Origin of the sequence: Aeromonas sp. EERV15 (assembly GCF_900079845.1) — a bacterium.
GTDB classification, from domain to species: domain Bacteria; phylum Pseudomonadota; class Gammaproteobacteria; order Enterobacterales; family Aeromonadaceae; genus Aeromonas; species Aeromonas sobria.
Window position 1 is genome coordinate 26428 of the sequence record NZ_FKKY02000015.1, and the last position, 24607, is coordinate 51034.

A 24607-nucleotide genomic window follows, 5' to 3' on the forward strand; every position below is an offset into this window, starting at 1 on the left:
AATCCATGAAGCTTTTTATATTTCCGTCACATCTCTGTTTCCACAGAGGGGCCGCAGTATAGTCAGCGAATTTCTGAATAACAAGAGTGTGATCTCTCCATGAATCTAAATGACGCTGGCTGCAAGTAGGGCTATTTTGTTTAATAAATGGTGTTATTAGAGTTTTAGCTTTATTGAGCTTAAAATAATTAAGTGGCGAGTTGAGTGGCTGTCGGCGTGTTCACTTTTGATTCTATGTGATTGATTTTTATCGGTATAGTTTTTATCTTAGAGCGGAGGTATGTCTAGGAGACCAAAGATGGGCATCTCAGATGCCATTAATAGGCGCGAGTCTCTTTGTGGTTGTTTTTTGAGCGCCCCACAAGATGAAACCGTGAGAAAAAAATCTATCTTTTTGCCTGTTTTTTGCTCTTTTTGTGGTTTGGGATTGTTCCCATTGTGATTTTTGGTGGTCTTTTGAGGCTGTTTTGGCGGGTGTTGATGTTGCCATCAGATGCGCAGGTGGGCTCTTATGGGTTTCTTTTCTCTTCACCTGGCTGTACTTGTTGGGGTGGGCGCGGGGTGTGATGAGCAGATATTGGTAGCGCTGGGTGATTAATTTTATTGGAATATTTATATCAACCATTTAAAAATGATTTTTTGGTATTTTAAAAGAAGGGTTGATATTGGTTTTTATATTAAATAAAGATTTGTTATGCACCGCTTTAAATATATTGGATGCCAATAAAAGGGTATTGATGGCCGTTTAGGATACCTTGCCAGAGAGGTCGTTGTGGCTGGTTCATCGGTGGGCTGCGTGTGGCCGGTGACACTTCCCTTGCCGGGGCTCTTGACCTGACCCGCGAATTCAGGGAAAAGAAAAAGGCGGTGCTATCAGCGCCGCCCAATGCCAGGAAAGAGAAAAAACCTTGCGGTTTAAAAACAAAAATTTGGAAGCAAACAATCGATTTCTCAACCAGGAAGGGTCTTGAATTCGATACGTTTCGATTATGCGCGATGTTCTATGCAGCACTAGCAAAATGTTTGCGGGTTGAAAGATATGCACTGTCTGGTGTCAGATTTTGCGACCTCGCTGCTTAACTGGTCTGTCCTGATGGGCGTTCTAAGCGGTTTTTTCTCTGGGGTGTTTTTTCGGTGTCAATATCTGAGCCTTGAAGGTAAAAACAGGTCAGAAGCTGACTCGGCATAACCATGCAATGAAAGTGCGATAACAAGGAATAGTGGCATGACTTACAGCCAGACCCTGGCCAACAATATTCTCGACACCCTGAAGAAGACCCTGACCGACAAGGGGATCCGCTATCAGACCCTGGCGGAGGCGATGGGCGTCTCCATCGCTACCGTGAAACGGATGATGAACAAGCCCTCGCTGCCGTTCGATACCCTGTTGGAGATCTGCCATCTGGTGGGGCTGTCGTTCGAGGAGCTGCTGGATCGCACTCAGGATGCCCAGAGCCGCCGCGCCGTCTTCACCCAGGAGCAGGACGAGGCGTTTCACAAGGAGCCGGGGCTCTACGCCTTTCTCGCCAATATCTTCTGGCGCGACAAGACGCTGATCGATCTCAAGCGGGAGTACAGCCTGACCGACGCCTCCTGCTACCTCTACCTGCGCAAGCTGGAGAAGCTTGGCATTTTGCAGCTCGGTATCGACAACAGTTACCACTTCCTGATCAGCGAGCGGATCAGCTTCGAGCAGCACAGCCGTTTCGCCCGTCAGCAGGCACGCCAAGCGATGTCGGTGCTGGGGGAGTATCTGGTGGAGAACATGCACAAGTCGAACAACTATATGGCGCTCTGCCAGTTGCACCTCAACGAGGGTGAGGCAATGGCGCTGATCGACCGGATGAAGGAGTACTGGCATCAGGAGCTCAAGCTCAACCGCCCCGCCATTGGCCAGCGGGAGCATGCCAAGACCTACACCATGTCGCTGCAACTGGCCGACTGTGGCTATCAGAGCTTCGACGACATGATCCCCAATATCGACAACTGATCCCGGCGGATCCTGCGGGATCCGCGTGTTGCGTCTGGTTATTCCGTGAGTTGAAAGGTCTGCGATCTGCTTGCGACCGGTTGCAGCGCTCGGGTGTCCAGACAGATGCGGATGGCCACTGTGCTCGACAGTGCTCTGGATATTCCCTAATCGGCGAGCCGAGTTTGTTGCAGCTTGCCAGCGAGCGGCTGCAATGCACGCGTATCGAGACAGATACGGATTGCGTCCGGTCGCCAGTGTTCGATATCGCAATCCACCAGACCGCCCCGCTCGTCGTAGTTGACCCGCACCAGCCTTAGCACGGCGCTCCCCTCCGCCAGATTGAGGGCGCGGGCGATGGCGCCCCGCGCCGCCGAGGGGGTGATCTCGAGGCTGGCACCGCCTTGGCCTATGCCATAGTGCTGCTGATAGAGCTCGGTGAGGGAGCTGGCCAGCGGCGCGCTGGCGATATCGGGAAAGCGGCTGGCCAGCAGGTGGTGGCTGACGTGCAGCACCGGGCGGCCGTCGATCAGCCGCTGGCGGCGGATTTCGTAGAGCGGGGTAAAGGGCGCAAGTCCCATCCAGCGGCACAGTTCGCTGCTGGCAAGCTCGCTGCCGTGGGCCAGCACCCGGGTTTCGGCGGTGCGTTGCTGCTCGCCGATCCACTGATGAAAGTGGGTATGGATGGCGGGGTCGTAGGTGAGGCGGGGCGGCGCCACAAACCAGCCGCGGCGCTCGGCCCGGTAGATAAGGCCATCCGCTTCGAGGCTGGAGAGTGCCTCCTTGATGGTGATGCGGGTGGTGGCGAAGCGCTCGCTGAGCGCCCGTTCGGCGGGCAACTGCTGCCCGGCCACCAGCTGGCCGCTGCCGATATAGCGGCGCAGGGTCTGGCAAATCTGTTCGCACTTGGAGGAGGATCGGCCATCGGCCATTCTCTGTTCGTTCAATATCTGCTCGCTCAATCTCGGCTCGGTCACACTCATATCCCTGTTGGTCATTCCGGTTTGCACCCGCATGGAGTAGACCAGCGGCTGTCGGCCCTGAGTTGTAACCGCGCTGGATGACAGCGACATGACAGGGCAATTGTCATCAAACTGCCATCAAAGCGCCCCGCCACCGTCATATTTCCCCTCTAGCATCCCTCTCGAACCTTAACTGACCTAGTCCAGAGGGATGGGATGATGAAAAGCGTGATCGCAAGTGCACTGGCCCTGGTGGCCATCAGCCAACCGTTGTTTGCCACAAATAGCTATGCCGCCGAGAATATTGCGGATCTTGAGAAGGCCGCCCGTGGCGAAGGGCAGCTCAGCAGTATCGGCATGCCCGACAGCTGGGCTAACTGGAAGGATACCTGGCAGCAACTGGGCAGCATCTACGGCATCAAGCATCAGGATACCGACATGAGCTCGGCGCAGGAGATCGCCAAGTTTGCCGCCGAGAAGGCCAATGCCACCGCCGATATCGGTGACGTGGGTGGCGCCTTCGGTCCGGTGGCGGTCAAGCAGGGGGTTACCCAGCCCTACAAACCCTCCACCTGGGCCGATATTCCCAACTGGGCCAAGGATGCGGACGGTCACTGGATGCTGGCCTATACCGGCACCATCGCCTTCCTGATCAACAAGGATCTGGTCAAGGCTGCCCCCACCAGCTGGCAATCCCTGCTGGGTGGCGACTACAAGGTGACCCTGGGTGATGTGGGCGTGGCCTCTCAGGCCAACAACGGCGTGCTGGCGGCAGCCTATGCCACCGGCGGCAGCGAGAAGAACCTCAAGCCTGCACTGGATCTGTTCGGCCAGCTGGCCAAGCAGGGTCGCCTGTCACTGAACGACCCGACCATCGCCAACATCGAGAAGGGCGAGGTGGAAGTGGGGGTGCTGTGGGACTTCAATGCCCTCAACTACCGCGACCAGATCGACCCCAAGAAGTTTGAGGTGGTGATCCCGAGCGACGGCTCCGTCATCGCCGGTTACACCACCATCATCAACAAGTGGGCCAAGAACCCCAACGCCGCCAAACTGGCCCGTGAATACATCCTCTCCGATGCCGGTCAAATCAACCTGGCCCGTGGCTATGCCCGCCCGATCCGCAGCAATGTGACCCTGCCGGATGACGTGAAGGCCAAGCTGCTGCCAGCCGAGCAGTATGCCAATGCCAAGCCGGTCAGCGACCATGCTGCCTGGGAGCAGAGCTCCAAGGCCCTGCCGCGCCAGTGGCAAGAAACCGTCATGATCAACATGCAGTAAGGGAATCCAGTGCAACACAAGGTGATAGTGGTACTTGTGGATGGTCTGGCAGCCGAGGTAGCCCACACCATGGGCTACCTCGGTGGCATGGTGGAGGCGGGGCGGGGCCTGCATACGACCCTGAATGCTGCCCTGCCGTCTCTCTCCCGGCCTCTCTACGAGTGCATCCTGACCGGCGTGCCACCGGTGGCAAGCGGCATCACCCACAACGGGGTGAGTCGCTTGAGCCAGCACGACGCCATCTTCCATCTGGCCCGCGCCGCGGGCAAACGCACCGCAGCGGCGGCCTACTACTGGGTGAGCGAACTCTACAACCGCAGCCCCTGGCTGGCGGCTCGTGATCGCTTTACTCACGACGAGCAGCTGCCGATCCAGCACGGCTGCTTCTACTGGGATGACAACTATCCCGACAGCCATCTGCTGATGGATGGCGAGTGGCTGCGCAGCCAGTACGATCCCGATTTTCTGCTGATCCACCCGATGGGGGTGGATGATGCCGGCCACAAGTTTGGCCTCGATTCGCGCCAGTACCGCAATCAGGCGCGCCGGATGGACAGCCTGCTGGCCGATCTGCTGCCCCAGTGGCTGGCGGAGGGGTATCAGGTGGTGGTCACCTCGGATCACGGCATGAACAACGACCTGAGCCACGGCGGCACCCTGCCTGAAGAGCGCACCGTGCCGCTCTGGCTGCTTGGCGATGCCTTTATCGAGCGCTGGCCGGATGGGGTGGTGATCGCCCAGACCCAGCTCTGTGCCCTGATGGCCGACTTGCTGGGCATCCCCCACGACAAGCCGGTGGCTCCTCCGCTGCTCAAGGCAGCCTTTATGCGCGAGGTGCACTGATGATGCCTGCAACCACCGAGATCCTCGTGGATCAACCCGTGGCCACCCGGCGCCAGGTGCGCCGCCACTGGCTGCCCGCGCTGGTGCTGCTGCCGTTTGTCCTGTTGATGATCCTGTTCCAGCTCGCCCCCATGGTGTGGGTGCTGGTGGGCAGCTTTCAGACCCCGGATGGCTGGGGCCTCGACTACTACCGGGAGATCCTGAGCTCCCCCTTCTATCTACAATCGTTCGGCAACTCGTTGCGGATCGCCGGTATCGCCAGTCTGGCGGGGCTTGCCATCGGCACTCTCGGGGCTGCGGCGTTGCGCCACAGTGGCGAGCGGGTCAAACGGCTGCTGCTGGCGTTTGTCACCATGACCGGCAACTTCAGCGGGGTGCCGCTGGCGTTCGCTTTCATCATCATTCTCGGTATCAACGGCGCGGTTACCCTGCTGCTGAAATCCTGGGGATTGATCGACGGCTTCAACCTCTACTCGGGGTCGGGCCTTATCCTCATTTACACCTACTTCCAGATCCCGCTCGCCCTGCTGCTGCTCTATCCGGCGTTCGATGCGCTGCAGGATGAGTGGCCGCAAGCGGCCGCGCTGTTGGGGGCGAGCAAGGGGCAGTATGTGTGGCACGTGGCGCTGCCGGTGCTGACGCCTGCGCTGCTCGGCACCCTGATCATCCTGTTTGCCAACGCGGTGGGGGCCTATGCCTCCGCCTACGCCCTCACCACCGGCAACTTCAATCTGGTGACCATCCGGGTGGCCAGTCTGGTCTCCGGCGATATCTTCCTCGAACCCAATATGGCGGCGGCGCTGGCAGTGATCCTGATGGTGCTGCTGGGGGTGGTGACGGCCGCCAACCAGTGGCTGCTGAAAAAGAGCTATGTGAACAAGGGGCAATCCCATGCATGATTTGACGCCGCGCTGGCCCAAGTGGGTGCTGGGTGGGCTGGTCGCCACCCTGCTGCTGCCGCTGCTGGCTACTTTTCTCTACTCCATCTCCACCCGCTGGGGGGCGACCCTGCTGCCGGATGGCTTCACCCTCGACTGGTATCTCAAGCTGTGGGGCGACCCGCGTTTTCTGGCGGCGTTTGGCCGAAGCCTCCTGGTCTGCTTCGCCACCTTGCTGCTGGGGACCCTGGTGCTGGTGCCGACCGTGCTGGTGGTGGCCTACTACTTCCCCAAGCTGGATCCCTGGATGAACCTGCTGATCCTGCTCCCCTTCGCGGTACCACCTGTGGTCTCGTCGGTGGGGCTGCTGCAGATCTACGCCGACGGCGTTCTGCCCATTATCGGCACACCGTGGATCCTGATCGGCACCTGGTTCACCGTGGTGCTCCCCTTTATGTACCGGGCGCTGGCCAACAGCCTACAAGGGGTGCCGCTGAAAGATCTGATGGATGCCGCCCACCTGCTGGGGGCGAGCAGCACCCGCGCCTTCCTGCTGGTGGTGATCCCTTGTCTGCGCAAGGGATTGCTGGCGGCGCTGTTTCTCTCCCTCTCCTTCCTGCTCGGCGAGTTCGTGTTCGCCAACATGCTGGTGGGCACCCGTTACGAGACTCTGCAGGTTTACCTCTACAACATGCGCGCCACTTCGGGCCACTTCACCAGTGCGCTGGTGATGAGCTACTTCCTGCTGACCCTGCTGCTCACCTGGGCAGCCAACAGATTTCATCGGTGATCCAAGATGTTTCATTTAGAAGTCAATCAGTTGCACAAATCCTATGGTGAGACCCCGGTGTTCGAGGGGATCGAATTCGGCATCCGCAAGGGGGAGCTGGTGACCCTGCTCGGCCCCTCCGGCTGCGGCAAATCGACCCTGCTGCGGGCGCTGGCCGGGCTCACTCCGGTGGATGGCGGTCAGGTGCGGGTGGCCGGTGAAGACATTACCTGGCAGGCACCCCAGAAGCGGGGTATCGGCATGGTGTTCCAGAGTTATGCGCTGTTCCCCAACATGACGGTGTGGGACAACGTGGCTTTCGGCCTCAAGATGAAACCCCAGCCGGGGCGGGAGCTTGCGGCCAGCGTGAAAGAAGCGCTGGAGCTGGTGGAGCTGATCGGCTTCGAGCGCCGCTATCCGGGGGAGCTCTCCGGCGGCCAGCGCCAGCGGGTGGCACTGGCCCGTGCTTTGGTGGTACGGCCAAGGATCCTGTTGCTGGACGAGCCGCTCTCGGCGCTGGATGCCCGCATCCGCCGCAGCCTGCGCCAGCAGATCCGCGAGATCCAGCAGCGGCTCGAACTCACCACCATCTTCGTGACCCACGATCAGGAGGAGGCGCTCACCATGTCGGATCGGATCTTCCTGATGAACAAGGGATCCATAGTGCAGAGCGGTACGCCGGAGCAGATCTATACCCGTCCCGCCAGCGAGTTTGTGGCGAGCTTTATCGGCAACTACAACCTGCTTGGCGCAGAGCAGGGCAAGTCGCTGTTCGGCCCCCGTTTTCAGGGCAAGCTGGCGCTGCGGCCAGAGTCTATCACCCTGCTGCCCGCCGGGGCGACCAGCAGCGAGCCCAGCCTGCCCGGCATCATTCGCCAGCAACAGTTGCTCGGCAACGTGATCCGCTATCAGGTGGAGTGCGAGGCGGGGCTGTTGACGGTGGATTGCCTCAACCGTTCGGCTGGCGATCTGCTGGCCACCGGCAGTGCCGTGACCCTGGCGGTGGCCCGGGATCAGCTGTGTGAGGTAGCATGACACCGCATTTCATTTCCATTTTCACTGCGAGGAGCGCCCATGGCACTGGCACTGTTTGATCTGGACGAGACCCTGATAGCCGGGGATTCCGCCAGCCTTTGGCTGGAGTACATGGTGGCCGAATCGCTGGCTCCGGCGGGCATGATGGCCGAGGAGCAGGGGATGATGTCCCTCTACCATCAGGGCAAGATGGATATGCACCAGTACATGGCTTTCACCCTGCAGCCGCTGGCGGGCAAGTCACGCCAGTGGCTCAGCCAGCAGTGCCACCACTTTGCCGAGCAGGTGCTGCGCGAGCGGCTCTACCCCGAGGGGCTGGCGCGTATCGAATGGCATCGGGAGCGGGGCGACGATCTGGTGCTGATCTCCGCTTCTGGCGAGCATCTGGTGGTCCCCATGGCGAAGATGCTGGGGATGGATCACTGCGTCGCCATCCTGCTTGATGAGGAGGAGGGGATGCTGACCGGCCAGACCCGCGGCACCCTCAGTTTTCGGGAGGGCAAGGTGGCCCGCATCAACCAGCTGTTTGCCGGAAGGGATAACCTCTGGCAGGGGAGTTTCGGCTACAGCGACTCTCACAACGATCTGCCGATGCTGCGAGCGGTGAGCCATCCCCATGCGGTCAATCCGGCCCCTGCGCTGCGCCAGCAGGCCGGGGAGCTGGGTTGGCCGGTGTGGGAGTGGCTGCGCTGAGTCGCGCCCTCACACAGGCTTAAAGTGCGGCAAGAACAGCGATAAAAACCAAGAGAGAGGCAGTTGCCTCTCTCTTGGTTTTTGTGTCCCGCTGGTGATCACCCTTCCACTTAATGGGCATGCCGTCGAGTCTGATTAAAGTGAGGAGGGGGATCCTCTTCCATCGGGTCATGGGCACGACTCTGGGGGAAGCAGATGCGGTTTTTCCCCTCCCGCTTGGCCTGATAAACCCCCTTGTCGGCCAGCTCCACCAGCTCTTTGGCCGAGAGGCCCGAGTGGCTAAAGGCTGCCCCGCCGCTGATGGTGATGTTGAGGTCGGGTTCGCGCCATTCCAGCTGCTCGACCGCGAGCCTGAAGGTCTCCAGCAGGGAGGCGACCTCGTTCATTTTCATCTCCAGCCGGAAGATCAGCACCAGCTCTTCACCGCCGTAGCGGCAGAACCAGCCCCAGTCGTGGAACAGATTCATGCCCAGCTTGCTCACCCGTTTGAGCACCACGTCCCCCGCCTGATGGCCGTGGGTATCGTTGACCCGTTTGAAATCATCCAGATCGAACATCACCACCCCGAAAGGTGCGCCACTGCCGCTCTGCTTTTGCAGGCACTCGTCGAAGAAGCGGCGGTTGTAGAGGCCGGTGAGTTTGTCCTGATTGGCTTGCAGGCGCACATCCGCGACCTCTTTGCTGGCGGCATCCATCTCGGCGTAAATAGCCGATAGCTCACTCATCTGGCGTTCAGGTACGCGTTGGTCGCCATTAAAACTAGCCCGGATCATGCCACTTATCTCCTGCAGCATGCGGCGGAAGTAACGTGACCAGCGCAGCGCCAGCACCAGATAGAGGATGGAGGCGAGCGCTATCATGGCGAGCACGTTGAGGGATACGTTGTCGATTATCTGATTGAGGCCTGCGGTTGGGATCACGCTGAGCAGGATCCAGCGCTGCTCAGGGATGCGGTCGTAGGAGACCATCATGCCGCTGGCATCATCGAGGAAGAACCCCTGCGGCTGTTGCATCCGAGCCAGCCAGTCGGGGTGGGCGAGGGGTTTGAAGACCTGCTCGCGATCCGGATGGGCCAGCACCAGCCCGTCATGGTTGAGCAGGATCTGATAACCCGCTCCCAGAGGATGGGTCTCATCATGCTTGTCGTTGAGCCAGCTGGCGAGGGGAGTGAGCTGGGTATCCAGCGAGAGCACACCGACCCGTTTGCCGTCAGGATCTTCAATCACCCTTGCCAACGCTATGGTGAGAGTGCCAAGGGTGTAGTCGTAATAGGGATCAGTCCAGACCATCTTGCCGGGGTTGCTGGCGGCCAGCAGATACCAGGGACGGGTTCTGGGATCGAACTTCTCGTCTGCCTGCCATGCCGGATGGATCAGCATCTTGCGTTGTTCGGTGCCGACATAGACGTAATCGAGCTCCATCACCTTGTGATAGGCCTGCCACTGCTGCAGGTAGCGCTCGCCATTGCGGATTTGCGGGCCGCTGAAGTCCTGATAATTTACCTGCTGATAAATGAGCGTAAACTGGCGTTTGAGTGTCGCCAGATAGGGTTCGATCAGGGTGTGGAAATACTGGGTGTTACGAGCAATCAGGTTCTGTTGCTGCTCGTAATGCAGGGTGCGCTTCATATGCAGGTAGTAGATGCTGCCAAGCAGCAAGACCGGAATAAAGAGCAACAGGAGGCCCAGCCGCATGCGGGTGATCAAAGACCAAGTGTTCTTGGGCTTGCCGGGGGACATGAACAGATCCTTTTCGTCTCGGGTGACACCAGCATATATGATGCGGTGCGGCTCGTCTAAAGGCAGAAAATGAGATTTTTCCGATGCTGAACCACACTCTGCTCTCAATGGCCCACTACGGCAGCATAGCTGTGCTGATCTTGGCCCTCTGTGTCGAATATCTGATCTTTCGTCGCGGCCTGAATATGGTGCGGGTGCGCCGTCTGCTGCTGGCAGATGGGGTGGCGGCGCTGGCGCTCTTCTCCATCTTTGCCACCGGTTGTCTGCTGGCCCACGAGCATGCCAGTTCGGTGGCGCAGATCTTTGCCCATCCTGTCCACGGCCTCAAAATGGGGCTGTTTCTACTGATTGTCTGCTCCCTCGACTACCCCAGCCGTCTCTTCTATCGTTGGCGTCGCGCCCTGCGTCTGGGCAAGGCGCCGATGATCTCCATCCAGCAGCACTTCCGGGTGGTGTGGATCCTGCGGGGCAATCTGGTGCTGGTCGCCCTGCTTGCCGTGCTGACCAAGCCGCCACTGCTGTAAAACGAGCGACAGTGAAGAACACTGCGGCGCAGAGCGTGGAGACACAGAGCGAAGACAAAGAGTGGAGACAAGAGGATAGGGAGGCGGGTATCTTGGATCGGATAACCCGTCACGCGCCGATTTAAGGAATAATCGCCATGCGCTCCAATCTGATGTTGCTGATGGCTGCCACCATCTGGGGTATGGGCTTTGTCGCCCAGCGCCTCGGGATGGATCACATGGGGCCCTATACCTTCAATGGCCTGCGCTTTCTGCTCGGCGCCCTCTCCCTGCTGCCGCTGCTCTGGTGGCTCAAATCCCGACAACCTGTTGCCGTCGCGGGCGACCATCGCCAACTGCTGACCGGTGGCATGCTGGCCGGGCTGGTGCTGTTCTGTGCCGCTTCCCTGCAGCAGGTGGGATTGCTCTATACCACCGCCGCCAAGGCCGGTTTCATCACCGGGCTCTACATCATTCTGGTGCCCGTGCTGGGGCTGTTGCTGCGCCACAAGAGCGGGCTCAATACCTGGATTGGTGCCCTGATCGCTTTGAGTGGCCTCTATGTGCTGAGCGTCACCGACGAGTTCACCATAGGCTACGGCGATCTGCTGCAGGTGGTCGGCGCCCTGTTCTGGGCCATTCATCTGCTGCTGGTGGATCACTACTCCAACCGGGTTGCTCCCATCAAGCTCGCCGGGGTGCAGTTCATAGTCTGCGGCCTGCTCAGCCTTGCCACTGCTTTTGTTATCGAAACCCCGACTGTGGCTGGTGCCGTGGCCGGTTGGCAGGCGCTGCTCTACGCCGGGCTGGTGTCGGTCGGGGTGGGTTATACCCTGCAGGTGGTAGGGCAGCGGGGGGCTCATCCGGCCCACGCCGCCATCATCCTCAGTCTGGAGACCGTCTTTGCTGCCGTGGGGGGCGTGTTGCTGTTGGGTGAGACGCTGGACGAGCGCGCCATCGCCGGTTGCGCCCTGATGTTGGCGGGAATGCTCATCTCCCAGATCAGGCTGCGCTGGTGGTGGAAGTCGCGCCGCGACAAGGTGCCTGCGACCAAGTAAACCGCAGCCCGCTGCATAACAAAAACGCCCCGACAGTCGGGGCGTTTTGCATGATGGCGATTCGGATCAGGGGCGCTGATCCAGCTCGCGCTCCAGCTCCATGGCCTTCTGACGGGCCGGATGGGTATTGAGGCGCTGCCAGTAGGCTTGCAGGTGCGGGAAGTGGGCCAGCTGGCCGCTTTGCGCCAGCAGATCCACCAGGAAGGAGTTCATGATGTCGGCGCCGGAGAGGCGATCCCCCACCAGATAGTGACGGGTTGCCAGTACATCGTTGAGGTAGCCCAACACCTTGGCACACTCCGCCTTGGCGTAGTCCGGCAGGAAGCGCATCGGGCTGCCATCCTTGCGCACGAACATGTCGAGCAGCAGCGGCAGAATGCCCGAGCTCTCGGCAAAGTGGAGCCACTGCAGGTATTCGGGATACTCCGGGCTATCTGGTGCCGGAGCCAGTCGTTCGGCGGCGTAGCGGGCAATCAGGTACTCGGTGATAGCACCTGATTCCGCCAGCACCCGGCCGTCGAGCTCGATGACCGGCGACTTGCCGAGGGGGTGGATGGCCTTGAGCTCGGGCGGTGCCAGAAAGGTGGTGGCATCGCGCTGATACGCCTTGATCTCATAGGGTTGGCCCAGCTCTTCGAGCAGCCAGATGATGCGTTGGGAGCGAGATTTGTTCAGGTGGTGCAGGACTATCATAACGACCTCGATTCGGTGGTAGGATGGGGTATACGAGCGGGCGAGGGGGGCGGTTCACCGCCAGAGAAAAAAGAGCGGGCTGATGCCCGCTCCCTCGTTGATTGACTTATGCCTCCAGCGCTTGATCCAGATCCGCCAGAATGTCCTCGATCGCCTCGATCCCCACCGACAGCCGGATCATCTCCGGTTTGACACCGGCCCTGGCCTGCTCGGCCTCGCTCAGCTGGCGATGGGTGGTAGAAGCGGGGTGGCAGGCCAGCGACTTGGCGTCACCGATATTGACCAGCCGCTTGAAGATCTTCAGTGCATCGTAGAAGCGCACGCCCGCCTCGTAGCCATCCTTCAGACCGAACGAGAGGATGGCCGAGGGGCGACCGGCCATGTACTTCTCCGCCAGCAGATAGTGCGGGTGACCCGGCAGACCGGCGTAGCTGACCCAGGCCACCTTGGGGTGATGCTTGAGGTGGTGGGCGACCTGCAATGCGTTATCCACGTGGCGCTCCATCCGCAGGTTCAGGGTCTCCAGCCCCTGCAGCAGCAGGAAGGCGTTCATCGGCGCCAGCGCCGCGCCGGTATTGCGCAGCGGCACGGTGCGTACCCGCCCGATAAAGGCGGCCGGGCCAAAGGCCTCGGTATAGACAACCCCGTGGTAGGAGGGCTCGGGTTTGGTCAGTTGCGGGAAGCGCTCGGCGTGATCCGCCCAGGGGAACTTGCCCGAGTCGACCACCACGCCGCCCAGCGAGTTGCCGTGGCCGCCGACATATTTGGTCAGGCTGTGCACCACGATATCGGCGCCGTGTTCGATGGGCTTGCACAGCACCGGGGTGGCGACCGTGTTGTCGACGATGAGCGGCACGCCACGGGCGTGGGCTGCCTTGGCCAGTGCGGCCAGATCGACGATATTGCCTGCCGGGTTGCCGATGCTCTCGCAGTAGACCGCCTTGGTCTTGTCATCGATCAGGGCGGCGATGGCTTCGGCACTGTCATCCTTGGCGAAGCGCACCTCGACCCCGAAGCTCGGCAGCATGTGGGCGAACAGGGTGTAGGTGCCGCCATAGAGCTGGGGGGTGGAGACGATATTGTCACCGGCGGCAGTCAGCGCCTGAATGGCGTAGGTGATGGCGGCGGAACCTGCCGAGACCACCAGCGCGGCGATCCCCCCTTCCAGCGCGGCCATCCGTTGCTCCAGCACATCGTTGGTGGGGTTCATGATGCGGGTGTAGATGTTGCCCGGCACCGCCAGATTGAACAGGTCCGCCCCGTGCTGGGCGCTCTCGAACTCGTAGGCCACTGTCTGGTAGATGGGCACGGCGACCGCCTTGGTGGTGGGGTCGCTGGAAAAGCCGTGGTGCAGGGCCAGGGTCGCATCTTTCATCACACACTCCTTGTTGGATGTTGCTTGTCGCAGTTATAGCTGAGCAGTTATAGATGGATAGACGTCCAATCTATCAGGCCCGTGGCCGATGTAAACAGCAAGATCCGGCAAAGCAATGTCGCCCGCAGGGGATGCGTGGCCCGATGGCGGGTAGGGCCGCTGTACTCAGAGGCGACGGCGATACTCCTTGTCGTCGATATGCAGCATGTCCCACTGCATCAGGTGGTTGAGCTGGCTCATGGGATCCTCGATGAGCGACAGCGGGCGCGGCAGGATCCGCTTGAAGTAACGGCGCAAGGTCTGCTGGATCCGGTTCGGTTTGAGGGGGTTGGCGTGGCTCATGATGGTGCTCCTCTGCTGGGGTTCTCACGTTCATCAGCAGTATTGAGCTAAAATGCGGAAGTAAAAACTGATGGCTTACAGCAACAGGATTTCCTCTTTTATGCCGACCGGTCGCCTCTACCAGCAATTTCAACGACTCGCCCAGCTGCTTGGCAGCGATGAGCGGGAGATCAGCCTCGCCGAGGTGGCGGATCTGCTCTGCTGCACCCCGCGCAACGCCCGCCTGCTGCTGAGGCGGATGCAGGATCAGGGCTGGCTCAGCTGGTCGGCCGAAGCGGGGCGGGGGCGGCGCTCCCGGCTCACCCTGCTCGACAGTCAGGAGAGTCTGACCCGGCGCCGCTTGCGGGATCTGCTCAGTCAGGGCCAGCTGGCGCAGGCGGTGCGGCTGGCGGAAGATCGCCTCGATTTGCTCACCCCGCTGCTGCTCGAGCAGCTCGGTCAGGCCACCCGCGAGGGGCGCCAGATCCTGCGGGTGCCCTACTACCGGCCGCTGCCGCAGTTGCTGCCCACCGGCCCGATGCGTCGCTCCGAAATTCACCTGAGCCGCCAGATCTTCAACGGCCTCACCCGGCGAAATGAGGAAAATGGGGAAATCGAAGGGGATCTCGCCCACCACTGGGAGTGTCTGGGCCCCTGTCACTGGCGCTTCTACCTGCGTCCAGCGGTGCGCTTTCACCACGGCCGCGAGCTGGTGGTGGAGGATGTGATGGAGAGCCTGCTGGCCCTGCGGGATCGCCCGCTGTTCGCCCATCTGGATCGGCTGGAGAGCCCCTGGCCGCGCACTCTGGATCTCTATCTCGACAGTCCGGATCCCTGGCTGCCCCAGCTGCTGGCGGAGCCGGTGGCGACCATCTTGCCGCGGGAGCTCAAGGGGGAGGCGGGCTTTGCCCTGCAACCGGTGGGCACCGGCCCCTACCGGGTCGCCGCCAACGATCCCCTGCATCTTTGCCTTGCCGCGTTCGACGATTTTTTCGGTTTGCGGGCCCTGCTCGACGAGATCGACATCTGGATGCTGCCGGAGCTGGCGGAGCGACTGGAGACCCACCTGCAGCTGGGGCGCGACCGCCCGGAGCTGGGCTCCATGCGCGGCGAGTCGGAGCTGGAGTCGGGCTGCTACTTCCTGCTGCAGGATGATCGTTCCGGATCCTTGCAGGATCCCGCCCTGCGGCAGTGGCTCGGCCAGCTGCTCAATCCGGTCACCCTGATGGGGCGGGTCGCCCCCGAGTTGCAACGGGGCTGGACCAGTGCCCTCGGCCTGCTGCCCCACTGGCGCGAAGCACAGCCCGCGCCTTTGCCCACTCCGGCGCAGTTGCCGACGACCCTGGTGCTCGCCTGCTTCAACCAGCATCTGGAGTTCAACGAGTGCGCCAACGCCATGAGCAGCCTGCTGGCCGAACAGGGGATCCGGCTCGAGGTGCGCACCCTCGATTACGGCCGCTGGGTGAGCGGCGAGGATGAAGACGTGGATCTCTGGCTCGGCACCCTCAACCTCGAACATGCCGGCCCCTTTGCCCCTTACGCTTGGTTGCAGGGCACCCCGTTGCTGTGCAAGGTGTGGAGCAGCCAGCACGAGCTGTGGCAGGGATTGACGCAGTGGCGGGCCAGCGGAGAGGAGCCCGGCCCCCGCGCCCTGCTGGCTAGGGTGCAGCACCAGAGCTGGTTTGTGCCGCTGTTTCACCACTGGCTGGAGCTGGAGAGCCGGGTCGGCGTGCACGGGGTTCGCATGACCGCGCTCGGCTGGTTCGATTTTCGCAGCGTCTGGCTGCGGCCCGAGCCGGCCCATCAGCCCGCAGAGGCGCCATAGTTCGTCCAATTCCTGTCGCGGCTGACGTGCACGCTGGGGTCGCTTTCGTGAAAGATCCGTAAAGCGGCCGCCGCTGCACAGTTTGTGTCATGCCTCTGTGCCATGCTGTTTCAGGTTATGGACAGCAGAGCAAATGAGGAAAACGATGAGCAACAATTCAGACAATTCCGCAGGAAAATGCCCGGTGATGCATGGGGGCGCCACCTCCGTCGAGACGTCCAGAATGGCGTGGTGGCCGAAGAGCCTCAACCTCGACATTCTTCACCAACACGATACCAAGACCAATCCGCTGGGGGCCGGTTTCAACTATCGGCAAGCCTTGAAGGGGCTCGATATGGCGGCCCTCAAGCAGGATGTGACCGCCCTGATGACCGACAGTCAGGATTGGTGGCCCGCCGACTGGGGCCACTACGGCGGCCTGATGATCCGCATGGCCTGGCACTCAGCCGGGACTTACCGCATCGCCGATGGTCGCGGCGGTGGCGGCAGTGGCAACCAGCGTTTCGCCCCCCTCAACTCCTGGCCGGATAACGCCAACCTCGACAAGGCCCGTCGCCTGCTGTGGCCCATCAAGAAGAAGTACGGCAACAAGATCAGCTGGGCCGACCTGATCATTCTGGCGGGCACCGTGGCCTATGAGTCCATGGGGCTCAAGACCTTCGGTTTCGCCTTTGGCCGCGAGGATATCTGGCACCCCGAGAAGGATATCTACTGGGGCTCGGAACAAGAGTGGCTGGCGCCCAGCGGCAAGCCGGGCGGTCGCTACTCCGGCGAGCGGGATCTGGAAAACCCGCTGGCGGCGGTGATGATGGGGCTTATCTATGTCAACCCGGAAGGGGTGGATGGCCAGCCCGATCCCCTGAAAACCGCGCAGGATATGCGGGTCACCTTCGCCCGCATGGCGATGGATGATGAAGAGACGGTGGCGCTGACCGCCGGTGGCCATACCGTCGGCAAGGCTCACGGCAACGGCGACGCCAAACAGCTCGGCCCCGAGCCGGAAGGGGCTAGCCTCGAGGAGCAGGGGCTCGGCTGGATCAATCACCACAGCCGCGGCATCGGCCGCAACACTGTGACCAGCGGCATTGAAGGGGCCTGGACCACCCACCCGACCCAATGGGACAACGGCTACTTCGATCTGCTGTTCAAGTACGACTGGTGGCTGCAAAAATCTCCGGCGGGGGCCCATCAGTGGCAACCGATCAATATTGCCGAAGAGGATATGCCGGTGGATGTGGAGGACCCGTCGATCCGCTGCAAACCCATGATGACGGATGCCGATATGGCGCTCAAATTCGACCCCGAGTATCGCAAGATTGCCGAGCGTTTCCGCGATGATCCGGCGGCCTTCTCCGACGCCTTTGCCCGCGCCTGGTTCAAGCTGACCCACAGGGATATGGGGCCGAAGAGCCGCTATGTCGGCCCCTATGTGCCGACAGAAGATCTGATCTGGCAGGATCCGGTGCCAGCCGGACGTGCCGATTATGACGTGGCGGCGGTGAAGGCCAGGATCGCCGCCAGCGGCCTCTCCATCAGCGAGCGGGTCACTACCGCCTGGGATAGTGCCCGTACCTTCCGTGGCTCCGACAAGCGGGGCGGAGCCAACGGCGCCCGCATCCGGCTGGCGCCGCAGAAGGATTGGCCGGGCAACGAACCGGCGAAGTTGGCGAAGGTGCTGGCGGTCTATGACAAGCTGGCGGCCGAGTGTGGCGTCAGCGTCGCGGATCTCATCGTGCTGGGGGGCAACCTCGCCATCGAGCAGGCAGCCCAAGCCGCCGGGGTGACGGTGAGCGTGCCGTTTGCACCGGGCCGGGGGGATGCTACTCAGGCCCAGACCGATGTGGCCTCGTTCGAGGTGCTGGAGCCGCTGGCCGATGGCTTCCGCAACTGGCTCAAGCAGGACTATGTGGTGACGGCGGAGGAGCTGCTGCTGGATCGCGCCCAGCTGATGGGGCTCACCGCTTGCGAGATGACGGCGCTGGTCGGCGGGATGCGGGTGCTCGGCACCAACCACGGCGGTACCGGGCACGGGGTCTTTACCGATCGGGTTGGTGTGCTCAGTAACGACTTCTTCGTCAACCTGACCGACATGGGCTACCAGTGGTTGCCGAAAGCGAGCAATCTCTACGAGATCCGCGATCGCCGCAGCGGCGCGCTGAAGTGGACGGCCACCCGGGTGGATCTGGTATTCGGCTCCAACTCGGTGCTGCGCGCCTATGCCGAGGTCTATGCCCAGGATGACAACAAGGAGAAGTTTGTCTGTGACTTCATCACCGCCTGGAACAAGGTGATGAATGGGGATCGCTTCGATCTGCCGGGCTAGTCCCCGAGCCGTTTAGCTAGCTGCGCCAGCCCCGCACACTCTCTGTGTGCGGGGCTTTTTACTGCCCGCTTTTCTGCATAGCCCCACAATCCGCCGCGCTGCGACATCCGCTGGCCGGTCGCGCAGGGCTGCTGGCATCCCTGTCCTTGGGCCAGCAGTATCATGTAACATGCTGATCCGCTGATGATGCCTGGCGGCCACCTATTGGCCACTTATGTCCAATGAACAGGACAAGGACAGAAACAAAGAGACAAGGAGTCAACTCATGCTGGAAATGCAGATCCAACCCCGCTTTCAAGAGACAGATGCCCTCGGCCATATCAACAATACGGTGCCGGCGATCTGGTTCGAATCGGCGCGGGATCCCCTGTTCCGGATCTTCTCCCCCGAGCTGGATGTGCATAACTGGCATCTGATCATTGCTGGCTACACGGTGCAGTTCAAACGGGAGCTGTTCTACGGCCAGCCGGTCACCATCAAGACTGGCGTGCGCCGCATCGGCACCAGCTCCTTCACGGCCTGGCAGGAGGCCTGGCAGGGCGGCGAACTGGCCGTCACCGCCGAAACGACCCTGATCCATTTTGACTACCGGGCCCGTCAATCCCTGCCCCTGAGCGATGCTCATCGGGAAGGGTTGCGAGCCTGGCTGACAGAGAGTTAACCACGGGCCGGATGGCCCATCACAGGAGTGCTATGTACAACTCAATGCGCAACACAGCGATCGCGCTGACCCTGGGATTCTGCTCCCTCCCTTCTCTGGCCGCTTCTCTCGCCGAGCAGTTTACCCTGATTGATAAGGGGGCCGAGAACGCCCTCGATACCCGTCAATTCAGCCATGACGGCGTCGATATCAAGGCTTGGATCGATGGCGCCCCCGTCATCATTGCCGTGCCCATCATGAACGAGCTGGGCAAGCTGGAAGGGGAGAGCCGCTACTACTTCAAGGGCGGCAAGCTGTTCGGGGTCAAAGAGCCCGCCGCCCAGTTCGCCTTTGACGACAGCGGCAAGCTGACCCAATGGCTGGACGAGAAGGGTCAGCCTGCCGAGTTTGTCAGCAAGATGAGCATGCAGCAGCGTCAGGCGTGGCTCACCAAGCGGGCCGCCGAGCTGAGCAAGCTGTTTGTGGTGAGCGCGGCCGAGCAGAAGGCCGCCAAGGGCAGCGTCAAGCTGAAGGGGGCGGATCTCGCCCATTGGCTCTGCAACGGCAAGCTGATGGAGCTCGCCCACGGCGACAAGGTGATCTTCGAGCAGGAGAAGCTGAAGATTGGCGAGCAGGGGATCGAGGGGGAGGTCTCCCTGCGCCAGGATAAGGGGTGGCAGGAGCTGAGCCTCAAGTGCGAGGTGCAGGGCACTCAGGTGACCCGCCTCACCTGGCAGCCGCTGCCGGGTGCCAACAAGCCGCAATAAGCGCAACAGCAAGGGGGCCCATCGCGGGCCCCCTTCTCATTCGGCTTGTGGCTCCCCCAGTTTGAGCCGGGTGAGCGCCTCGACCCGGCGCCACTGTCCGGGCTCGAACCAGCGTGCCAGCAGCTCCTGCTGCTGTTCGGCCCGGGCCTCGTTCGGCAGTTGTCTGAGCTCGGCCAGAAAGCCGCTGAGCTGTTCGTTGAACCCTTGCCGGTTCTGCTCCAGCTGGCGCATCCGATCCACTGCCTCTGGCCCTCCCGTCTCCAGCAGCAGGGACTCCCGTTTGGCCGGGTCCATCTGCTCCAGCCCCTCAAGCAGGCGGCTGTTGGCCTCCGCCTCGCGAAACCAGTTTGGTTGCTCCGCTAGCCAGAGATCCAGCTCGCTGGCCAGCTGCGACTTGTCGCTGTCTCTCGCCTCTGCCAGCGCCCTGCGGCGCAGGGTCAGCTGCTCCACCAGCCGATCTTCGGTAAACAGCTGTGCTTGCTCAGCCGGGGTAAAGCTCTGCTGGCGCAGCTGTTCCCGCTCGTCAAACAGGATCTGCAGGCTGGCGAGGGAGATCTCGGTGGGCACCGTCAGGCTGCTCTGGGCGGAGATAAAGGTGCGATAGCGCGCCTGCAGCACATCGGTGGCCTCCTGCTCGGGAGCGTGTGGTTGGCTCAGGGCGTGCTGGCTGGCTTGAGCGGGTGATGAGCCTGCCGTCGGTGCCGTGGGCCAGAGCAGCACCCCGCCGATCAGCAGGGCAATGGTACAGGGCACGGCGAGCAGGGCCACGAGCCTCATAGTTCCAGCTCCTTGAGACGGTTGGCATGCTGGCGATAGAGGGTGACCGGATCGGTCTCGAACAGATGGTGGATGCCGAAGGACTGGTTCACTTCATCCAGATGGTTCATCCGGTAGCCGGTGCCGATCACCTTGCCGAGGTGGCTGCTGCAGACCCCGACCAGCCCGTCATTGGGCTCTTTGAAAAAAGCCCCGGTCAGCGCCAGCGCAGGATCCACCGGATCCAGCAGATTGGTCAGGTTGCCGCGTCCGCTCCAGGAGAAGTAGTAGACGCCGTTGGCTGCCTGCATCGGCCCCTCGCCGCAATAGCGGCTGGGCAGCCCCTCCGGGTAGCGCTGGTTGAACTGGCTGGCCCCCTTGCTGGTGAGGGCATCGAGGGCGGCGACCGGATCTTGCGGTAGCTGGCTCCCGCCCGAGAGCAGTGAAATCATGCCGGAGAGGGCGTGGGCAGCGGCGGCGGTCAGTTTCTCGGCGGCGCTGCCGGGGGCGGCGTTGGCTCGCACCAGATCGGCAATCTCGGAGCCGTAGTTGACCCCGCCGACGCTGGTGGCGGAGGCAACCAGATCGGGCGCCACCGAGGCGACATAGCGGATGGTGGGGCCGCCGTGGGAGTGGCCGATCAGGTTGACCTTCTCGGCGCCGGTGGCCGCCAGCAGCAGCTCAATCTGGGCGAGCAGCTGCTCGCCCCGTTGCTCCGAACTGGCGGTGGCCGACACTTGGGCCACGTAAACTTTGGCACCATCCCGGCTCAGGGCCTGGGGAATGCCGTAGAAGTAATCGACCCCGAGCAGCTTGTCGAAGCCGAACAGGCCGTGCACCAGCACTATGGGGTAGCGGGTCTGGGTGTATCCGTTGGCGTGTGCCAGCATGGGCAGGGTGCAGAGCAGCACCAGAAGCCATCTCTTCATCATCAGCATCCTTGTTGATTCGTGAGGAACAGATTGTGTGGCGTACTCCATGTTCGCCGGTGCCAGTATGGTGGCTGATTGAAAAACGGGCTGTGAGGGGGATCGCAACTCAGGATTCAAAAGAGATTGTTGCTGGCCTGGCCTGGCTTAGGCGCGGGCGAGGAGACTGAACTCCCCGCCCTGCGGCTTATTGCCACTCCACCAGTTGATACTGCTTCTTGCCCCGGCGCAGCAGCAGGTAGCGGCCAAACAGCCGATCATCGGCATTCAGCTGCTCATCCTGCTTGAGCACACCATTGAGGCTGATGGCCCCCGCCGCCAGCAACTCGCGGGCGATGCGCTTGGAGTTCGCCAGACCGCACGCCACCAGCAGGGTGACCAGATCAGTCTCGCCGCTGACTGTGCTGCTCGGCATGCCATCCTGCGCCAGCTGGGCCAGATCGCTCTCGCCGAGGCGAGCCATATCGCCGCTAAACAGCAGCTCGCTGATGCGCTGCACCGCTGCCAGCGCCGCCTTGCCGTGCACCAGCTCGGTCAGCTCGTTCGCCAACACCTGCTGGGCCTGCTTGCGCCCCTGCCGCTGGGTATCTTCGGCCTCCAGTACATCAATCTCGCTCAGCGACATAAAGCTGTAGTAGCGCAGGAAGCGGTAGACATCCTCATCCGCGGTGCCGAGCCAGAACTGGTAGAAGGCGTAAGGGGAGGTGAGCGCCGGATCGAGCCAGACCGCGCCACCCTCGGTCTTGCCGAACTTGGTGCCGTCCGCCTTGGTGATAAGGGGCAGGGTCATGCCGTGTACCTGCGCCTGATGGAGGCGGCGGGTGAGATCCATGCCGCTGGTGATATTGCCCCACTGGTCGTTGCCGCCAATCTGCAGGGTGCAGCCGAGCCGCTGGTGCAGCACCGCAAAGTCGTAGGATTGCAGCAGAGCGTAGGAGAACTCGGTGAACGAGATGCCCTGATCCGGGCGAGCCAGCCGCTGGCGTACCGACTCCCGCGCCAGCATGGCGTTGACCGAGAAGTGCTTGCCGATATCCCGCAGAAAATCGAGGGCGGACATCTGTCCCATCCAGTCGCCATTGTTGACCAGTTGCGGGGCCGACAGGCCATCATCGGCGGGCAGCAGCGCCCTGATTTGGGCCGACAGGCTGGCGACCCAACCCTGCACGGTATCGGCACTGTTGAGGCTGCGCTCGGTCGCCTTGAAGCTGGGGTCGCCGATAAGGCCGGTTGCCCCGCCCACCAGTGCCACCGGGGTGTGGCCCGCCAGCTGGAAGCGGCGCAGCATCAAGAGCGGCACCAGATGACCGATATGCAGGCTGCCGGCGGTGGGATCGAACCCGCAATAGACGGTGCGCGGGGTGGCAAGATGATCGGCCAGGGCCGCCGGGTCGGAATTCTGGGCCACAAGGCCGCGCTCGGTCAGCTCATCGAGCAGGTGGGGGTTGATCATGGGTTCTCCAACAGCAGGGGAAAAACCGTCATCCTCGCCGTTCTGGCCGGTGGCGGATATGTCCCCTAAGGGACAGTTTTGCCACTCTCGTGCTAGCATTCAGCCATAGCGGGGAATCGCTCCCCGTCACCGGAAACGAGCCACCATGACCCAGTTATTCACCACAGATGCCTTGACCCGCCGCATGACCGAGGTGGTCGATGTCCTGCACAGCAGCGCCTTTCCGGCGGCGCTGGTGCGATTGATCCAGCAACAGGTGGCGTTTGATTGCGCCCTGCTGCTCGGGGTAGGGCAGCGGCCCGTCTACCTCTACGACAACCTCAACCATCAGCGGGCTCTGTTGTTTGACCGCTACCTCACCAGCCATTTCAGTCAGGATCCCTTTATGCAGGCGCTGGAACAAGGCTTGCCTGCCGGCGTCTGGACCCTGGCGCAGGTCTCTCAAGGGCGGCTCGATCCCGAATATCGCCACCACTTCTATCAGGCCACCGGCTGGCAGGAGGAGGTGGGGCTGATCCTGCCGGTGCGGGACGGACTGACGCTGATGCTGTTTCTGGGGCGGCTCGACAAGCGCAGTACCCTCAGCCGTGACGAGCTGGCGAGGCTGGAGCAGCTGTTCCCGCTGGTGCATTCGCTCTGTCGTCAGCAGTGGCGGCAGAGTCAGCCGCTGCTGGCACAGAGCACTGCGCTGCCCGACAGCGCCAGCCTCCGGAGTGCGGTGGAGCTGGCGATGGCGAGTGTCGGGGGGGATCTGCTCACCCGGCGCGAGCGGCAGGTGGCGGAGTTGCTGCTGCAGGGGCTGGATACGGAGGCGATTGCCGCGGAGCTCGGGATTGGCAGCGGCACGGTGAAGAATCACCGCAAGCATCTCTATGGCAAGCTGCGACTCGGCTCGCGGGCCGAGCTGTTCACTCTCTTTTTGAACCACCTCATTACGGCGCCGATGGAGGCATCCCCCGTTTCATCGATGGGAGATACAACGAGCCCGCCATAGGGCGGGCCGGGGTTACTCTAGGCGCGGGATGGGGGGATTGGTTTCGGGCAGGATACTGAGCAACTGGTAGCGCTTCACCAGCTGCTTGTATTCATCCCCCTGTCTGACCTTGTCCAGCGCCTGTTGCAGGCGGGCAACCTGTTGTTTGTCTGCCCTCAGGTTGAAGGCGAAGCAGTTATCCTGCTCTTCAATAATCGCGACGGTGACAAAATCCTCGCTGGGGAAACCCAGCTCCTTGGCCTGATGGCGCAACATCACCTCGTTGCCCGCCACCAGATCAGTGCGCGCCATGATGAGCTGGCGCACCACCTGCTCCATGCGCTCCACCGACATCATATTACCCGGGCTGATCCCGCGATTGAGCAGCAACTGCTCCCCGACATCCGCCTGCATCACGCCGATCTGCAGCTTGGCGAGATCCGCTTTGCTGGCCACTTTGGGGGCATCCTGCTTGCGGCCCACCAGCGCGACCCTGGAGTGGCTGATGGGGCAGACCCAGAGGAAGTGGGGATCCCGCTCCTTGGTGTGCGCCGTGGTAAAGAGCACGGCCTCTTGCTGCTGGGTCAGCAGATACCAGCCGCGGGCCCAGGGCAGAAAGTGGATGGGTTGCTCAGGCTCCCCCATTTCACGCCACATCAGGCGCAGCAACTCGACCGCCAACCCCACAGGCTGACCATTTTTATCCTGGCCATTGAGCGGCATGTTCTGCTCCGAATAGTAGATAAGTGCCGGAGCCGGGAGCGCGATAAACAGGGCGAGAGAAGCGAGAGCAGGGAGCAGACGACGCATGATGCACTCCTT

25 protein-coding genes are annotated in these 24607 nt (G+C 61.8%); 15 read left to right on the top strand and 10 right to left on the bottom strand.

Annotation, left to right across the window (positions count from 1 at the left end; genetic code table 11):
* Nucleotides 1–307: 307 nt before the first annotated feature.
* Nucleotides 308–625, bottom strand: a complete 318-nt coding sequence (locus tag BN4575_RS21785; RefSeq protein ID WP_141689803.1) for a hypothetical protein — start codon at nucleotides 623–625, stop codon at nucleotides 308–310.
* A gap of 173 nt (nucleotides 626–798) precedes the next feature.
* Between BN4575_RS21785 and BN4575_RS21790 the strand changes: the two genes are divergently transcribed.
* Nucleotides 799–1080, top strand: a complete 282-nt coding sequence (locus BN4575_RS21790; protein ID WP_141689804.1) for a hypothetical protein — start codon at nucleotides 799–801, stop codon at nucleotides 1078–1080.
* A 145-nt stretch (nucleotides 1081–1225) separates the two neighbouring features.
* Nucleotides 1226–1990 (top strand): helix-turn-helix domain-containing protein, encoded by a 765-nt coding sequence (locus BN4575_RS13955; protein ID WP_068978626.1) that lies wholly within the window; start codon nucleotides 1226–1228, stop codon nucleotides 1988–1990.
* A 146-nt stretch (nucleotides 1991–2136) separates the two neighbouring features.
* Here the strand turns inward: BN4575_RS13955 and BN4575_RS13960 are convergent, their stop codons facing one another.
* A complete protein-coding gene (locus BN4575_RS13960; protein WP_256028972.1) occupies nucleotides 2137–2967 on the bottom strand; it encodes a UTRA domain-containing protein in 831 nt (276 codons plus the stop codon).
* 183 nt (nucleotides 2968–3150) lie between these two features.
* On the opposite strand from BN4575_RS13960, the gene BN4575_RS13965 reads away from it, so the two are divergent.
* The 6 genes from BN4575_RS13965 to BN4575_RS13990 are packed head-to-tail and all read left to right on the top strand — an operon-like array spanning nucleotide 3151 to nucleotide 8430.
* On the top strand, nucleotides 3151–4212 hold the full coding sequence (locus BN4575_RS13965; protein ID WP_068978628.1) for an ABC transporter substrate-binding protein: 1062 nt from the start codon (nucleotides 3151–3153) through the stop codon (nucleotides 4210–4212).
* A gap of 9 nt (nucleotides 4213–4221) precedes the next feature.
* The gene (locus tag BN4575_RS13970; protein ID WP_068978629.1) at nucleotides 4222–5055 is read left to right on the top strand and encodes an alkaline phosphatase family protein; all 834 of its coding nucleotides are present in this window, start codon (nucleotides 4222–4224) and stop codon (nucleotides 5053–5055) included.
* On the top strand, nucleotides 5055–5954 hold the full coding sequence (locus tag BN4575_RS13975; RefSeq protein ID WP_068978630.1) for an ABC transporter permease: 900 nt from the start codon (nucleotides 5055–5057) through the stop codon (nucleotides 5952–5954). The genes BN4575_RS13970 and BN4575_RS13975 overlap by 1 nt, the downstream gene beginning before the upstream one ends.
* A complete protein-coding gene (locus BN4575_RS13980; RefSeq protein ID WP_068978631.1) occupies nucleotides 5947–6723 on the top strand; it encodes an ABC transporter permease in 777 nt (258 codons plus the stop codon). Before BN4575_RS13975 ends, BN4575_RS13980 begins: the two co-directional genes overlap by 8 nt.
* A 6-nt stretch (nucleotides 6724–6729) precedes the next feature.
* Complete coding sequence (locus BN4575_RS13985) at nucleotides 6730–7737, top strand: ABC transporter ATP-binding protein (protein ID WP_068978632.1); 1008 nt, start codon at nucleotides 6730–6732, stop codon at nucleotides 7735–7737.
* A 39-nt stretch (nucleotides 7738–7776) separates the two neighbouring features.
* Nucleotides 7777–8430 carry an HAD family hydrolase gene (locus BN4575_RS13990; protein WP_068978633.1) on the top strand — a complete coding sequence of 218 codons (654 nt, stop codon included), beginning with the start codon at nucleotides 7777–7779 and terminating at the stop codon, nucleotides 8428–8430.
* 110 nt (nucleotides 8431–8540) lie between these two features.
* Here the strand turns inward: BN4575_RS13990 and BN4575_RS13995 are convergent, their stop codons facing one another.
* Nucleotides 8541–10169: a sensor domain-containing diguanylate cyclase gene (locus BN4575_RS13995; RefSeq protein WP_068978634.1), complete on the bottom strand. Its 1629-nt coding sequence runs from the start codon at nucleotides 10167–10169 to the stop codon at nucleotides 8541–8543.
* Between the two features lie 83 nt (nucleotides 10170–10252).
* Here BN4575_RS13995 and BN4575_RS14000 point away from each other — a divergent pair, with 83 nt between their 5' ends.
* Both BN4575_RS14000 and BN4575_RS14005 read left to right on the top strand, forming a co-directional pair.
* A complete protein-coding gene (locus tag BN4575_RS14000) occupies nucleotides 10253–10693 on the top strand; it encodes a DUF2214 family protein (protein WP_042019835.1) in 441 nt (146 codons plus the stop codon).
* A 137-nt stretch (nucleotides 10694–10830) separates the two neighbouring features.
* On the top strand, nucleotides 10831–11730 hold the full coding sequence (locus tag BN4575_RS14005; RefSeq protein WP_068978635.1) for a DMT family transporter: 900 nt from the start codon (nucleotides 10831–10833) through the stop codon (nucleotides 11728–11730).
* A 66-nt stretch (nucleotides 11731–11796) separates the two neighbouring features.
* On the opposite strand, the gene BN4575_RS14010 is transcribed toward BN4575_RS14005, so the two are convergent.
* The 3 genes from BN4575_RS14010 to BN4575_RS21795 form a co-directional block, all read right to left on the bottom strand.
* Nucleotides 11797–12423 (bottom strand): glutathione S-transferase family protein, encoded by a 627-nt coding sequence (locus tag BN4575_RS14010; protein WP_068978636.1) that lies wholly within the window; start codon nucleotides 12421–12423, stop codon nucleotides 11797–11799.
* Nucleotides 12424–12529: 106 nt separating this feature from the next.
* A complete protein-coding gene (locus BN4575_RS14015) occupies nucleotides 12530–13798 on the bottom strand; it encodes an O-acetylhomoserine aminocarboxypropyltransferase/cysteine synthase family protein (RefSeq protein WP_068978637.1) in 1269 nt (422 codons plus the stop codon).
* Between the two features lie 165 nt (nucleotides 13799–13963).
* Nucleotides 13964–14140: a hypothetical protein gene (locus BN4575_RS21795; protein ID WP_141689806.1), complete on the bottom strand. Its 177-nt coding sequence runs from the start codon at nucleotides 14138–14140 to the stop codon at nucleotides 13964–13966.
* A 100-nt stretch (nucleotides 14141–14240) separates the two neighbouring features.
* Here BN4575_RS21795 and sgrR point away from each other — a divergent pair, with 100 nt between their 5' ends.
* From sgrR to BN4575_RS14035, 4 genes are all read left to right on the top strand, one after another.
* A complete protein-coding gene (sgrR, locus tag BN4575_RS14020; RefSeq protein WP_068978638.1) occupies nucleotides 14241–15944 on the top strand; it encodes an HTH-type transcriptional regulator SgrR in 1704 nt (567 codons plus the stop codon).
* Between the two features lie 145 nt (nucleotides 15945–16089).
* Entirely contained in the window at nucleotides 16090–18267 is a 2178-nt protein-coding gene (gene katG, locus BN4575_RS14025; protein ID WP_068978639.1) for a catalase/peroxidase HPI, read from the top strand.
* A 265-nt stretch (nucleotides 18268–18532) separates the two neighbouring features.
* A complete protein-coding gene (locus BN4575_RS14030) occupies nucleotides 18533–18928 on the top strand; it encodes an acyl-CoA thioesterase (protein WP_068978640.1) in 396 nt (131 codons plus the stop codon).
* A 44-nt stretch (nucleotides 18929–18972) separates the two neighbouring features.
* Nucleotides 18973–19674 (top strand): hypothetical protein, encoded by a 702-nt coding sequence (locus BN4575_RS14035; protein ID WP_068978702.1) that lies wholly within the window; start codon nucleotides 18973–18975, stop codon nucleotides 19672–19674.
* A gap of 36 nt (nucleotides 19675–19710) precedes the next feature.
* Here BN4575_RS14035 and BN4575_RS14040 read toward each other — a convergent pair whose 3' ends face one another.
* The 3 genes from BN4575_RS14040 to tyrS all read right to left on the bottom strand — a co-directional run bounded on the left by BN4575_RS14040 (nucleotide 19711) and on the right by tyrS (nucleotide 22812).
* On the bottom strand, nucleotides 19711–20451 hold the full coding sequence (locus BN4575_RS14040) for a lipase secretion chaperone (RefSeq protein ID WP_068978641.1): 741 nt from the start codon (nucleotides 20449–20451) through the stop codon (nucleotides 19711–19713).
* Nucleotides 20448–21359 carry a lipase family alpha/beta hydrolase gene (locus BN4575_RS14045; RefSeq protein WP_068978642.1) on the bottom strand — a complete coding sequence of 304 codons (912 nt, stop codon included), beginning with the start codon at nucleotides 21357–21359 and terminating at the stop codon, nucleotides 20448–20450. The genes BN4575_RS14040 and BN4575_RS14045 overlap by 4 nt, the downstream gene beginning before the upstream one ends.
* Nucleotides 21360–21546: 187 nt before the next feature.
* Nucleotides 21547–22812 (bottom strand): tyrosine--tRNA ligase, encoded by a 1266-nt coding sequence (tyrS, locus tag BN4575_RS14050; RefSeq protein ID WP_068978643.1) that lies wholly within the window; start codon nucleotides 22810–22812, stop codon nucleotides 21547–21549.
* 145 nt (nucleotides 22813–22957) lie between these two features.
* On the opposite strand from tyrS, the gene BN4575_RS14055 reads away from it, so the two are divergent.
* Nucleotides 22958–23806, top strand: coding sequence for a helix-turn-helix transcriptional regulator (locus BN4575_RS14055; protein ID WP_068978644.1), 849 nt, complete (start codon nucleotides 22958–22960; stop codon nucleotides 23804–23806).
* 12 nt (nucleotides 23807–23818) lie between these two features.
* Here the strand turns inward: BN4575_RS14055 and BN4575_RS14060 are convergent, their stop codons facing one another.
* Nucleotides 23819–24595, bottom strand: a complete 777-nt coding sequence (locus tag BN4575_RS14060) for a substrate-binding periplasmic protein (RefSeq protein WP_068978645.1) — start codon at nucleotides 24593–24595, stop codon at nucleotides 23819–23821.
* Nucleotides 24596–24607 lie beyond the last annotated feature (12 nt).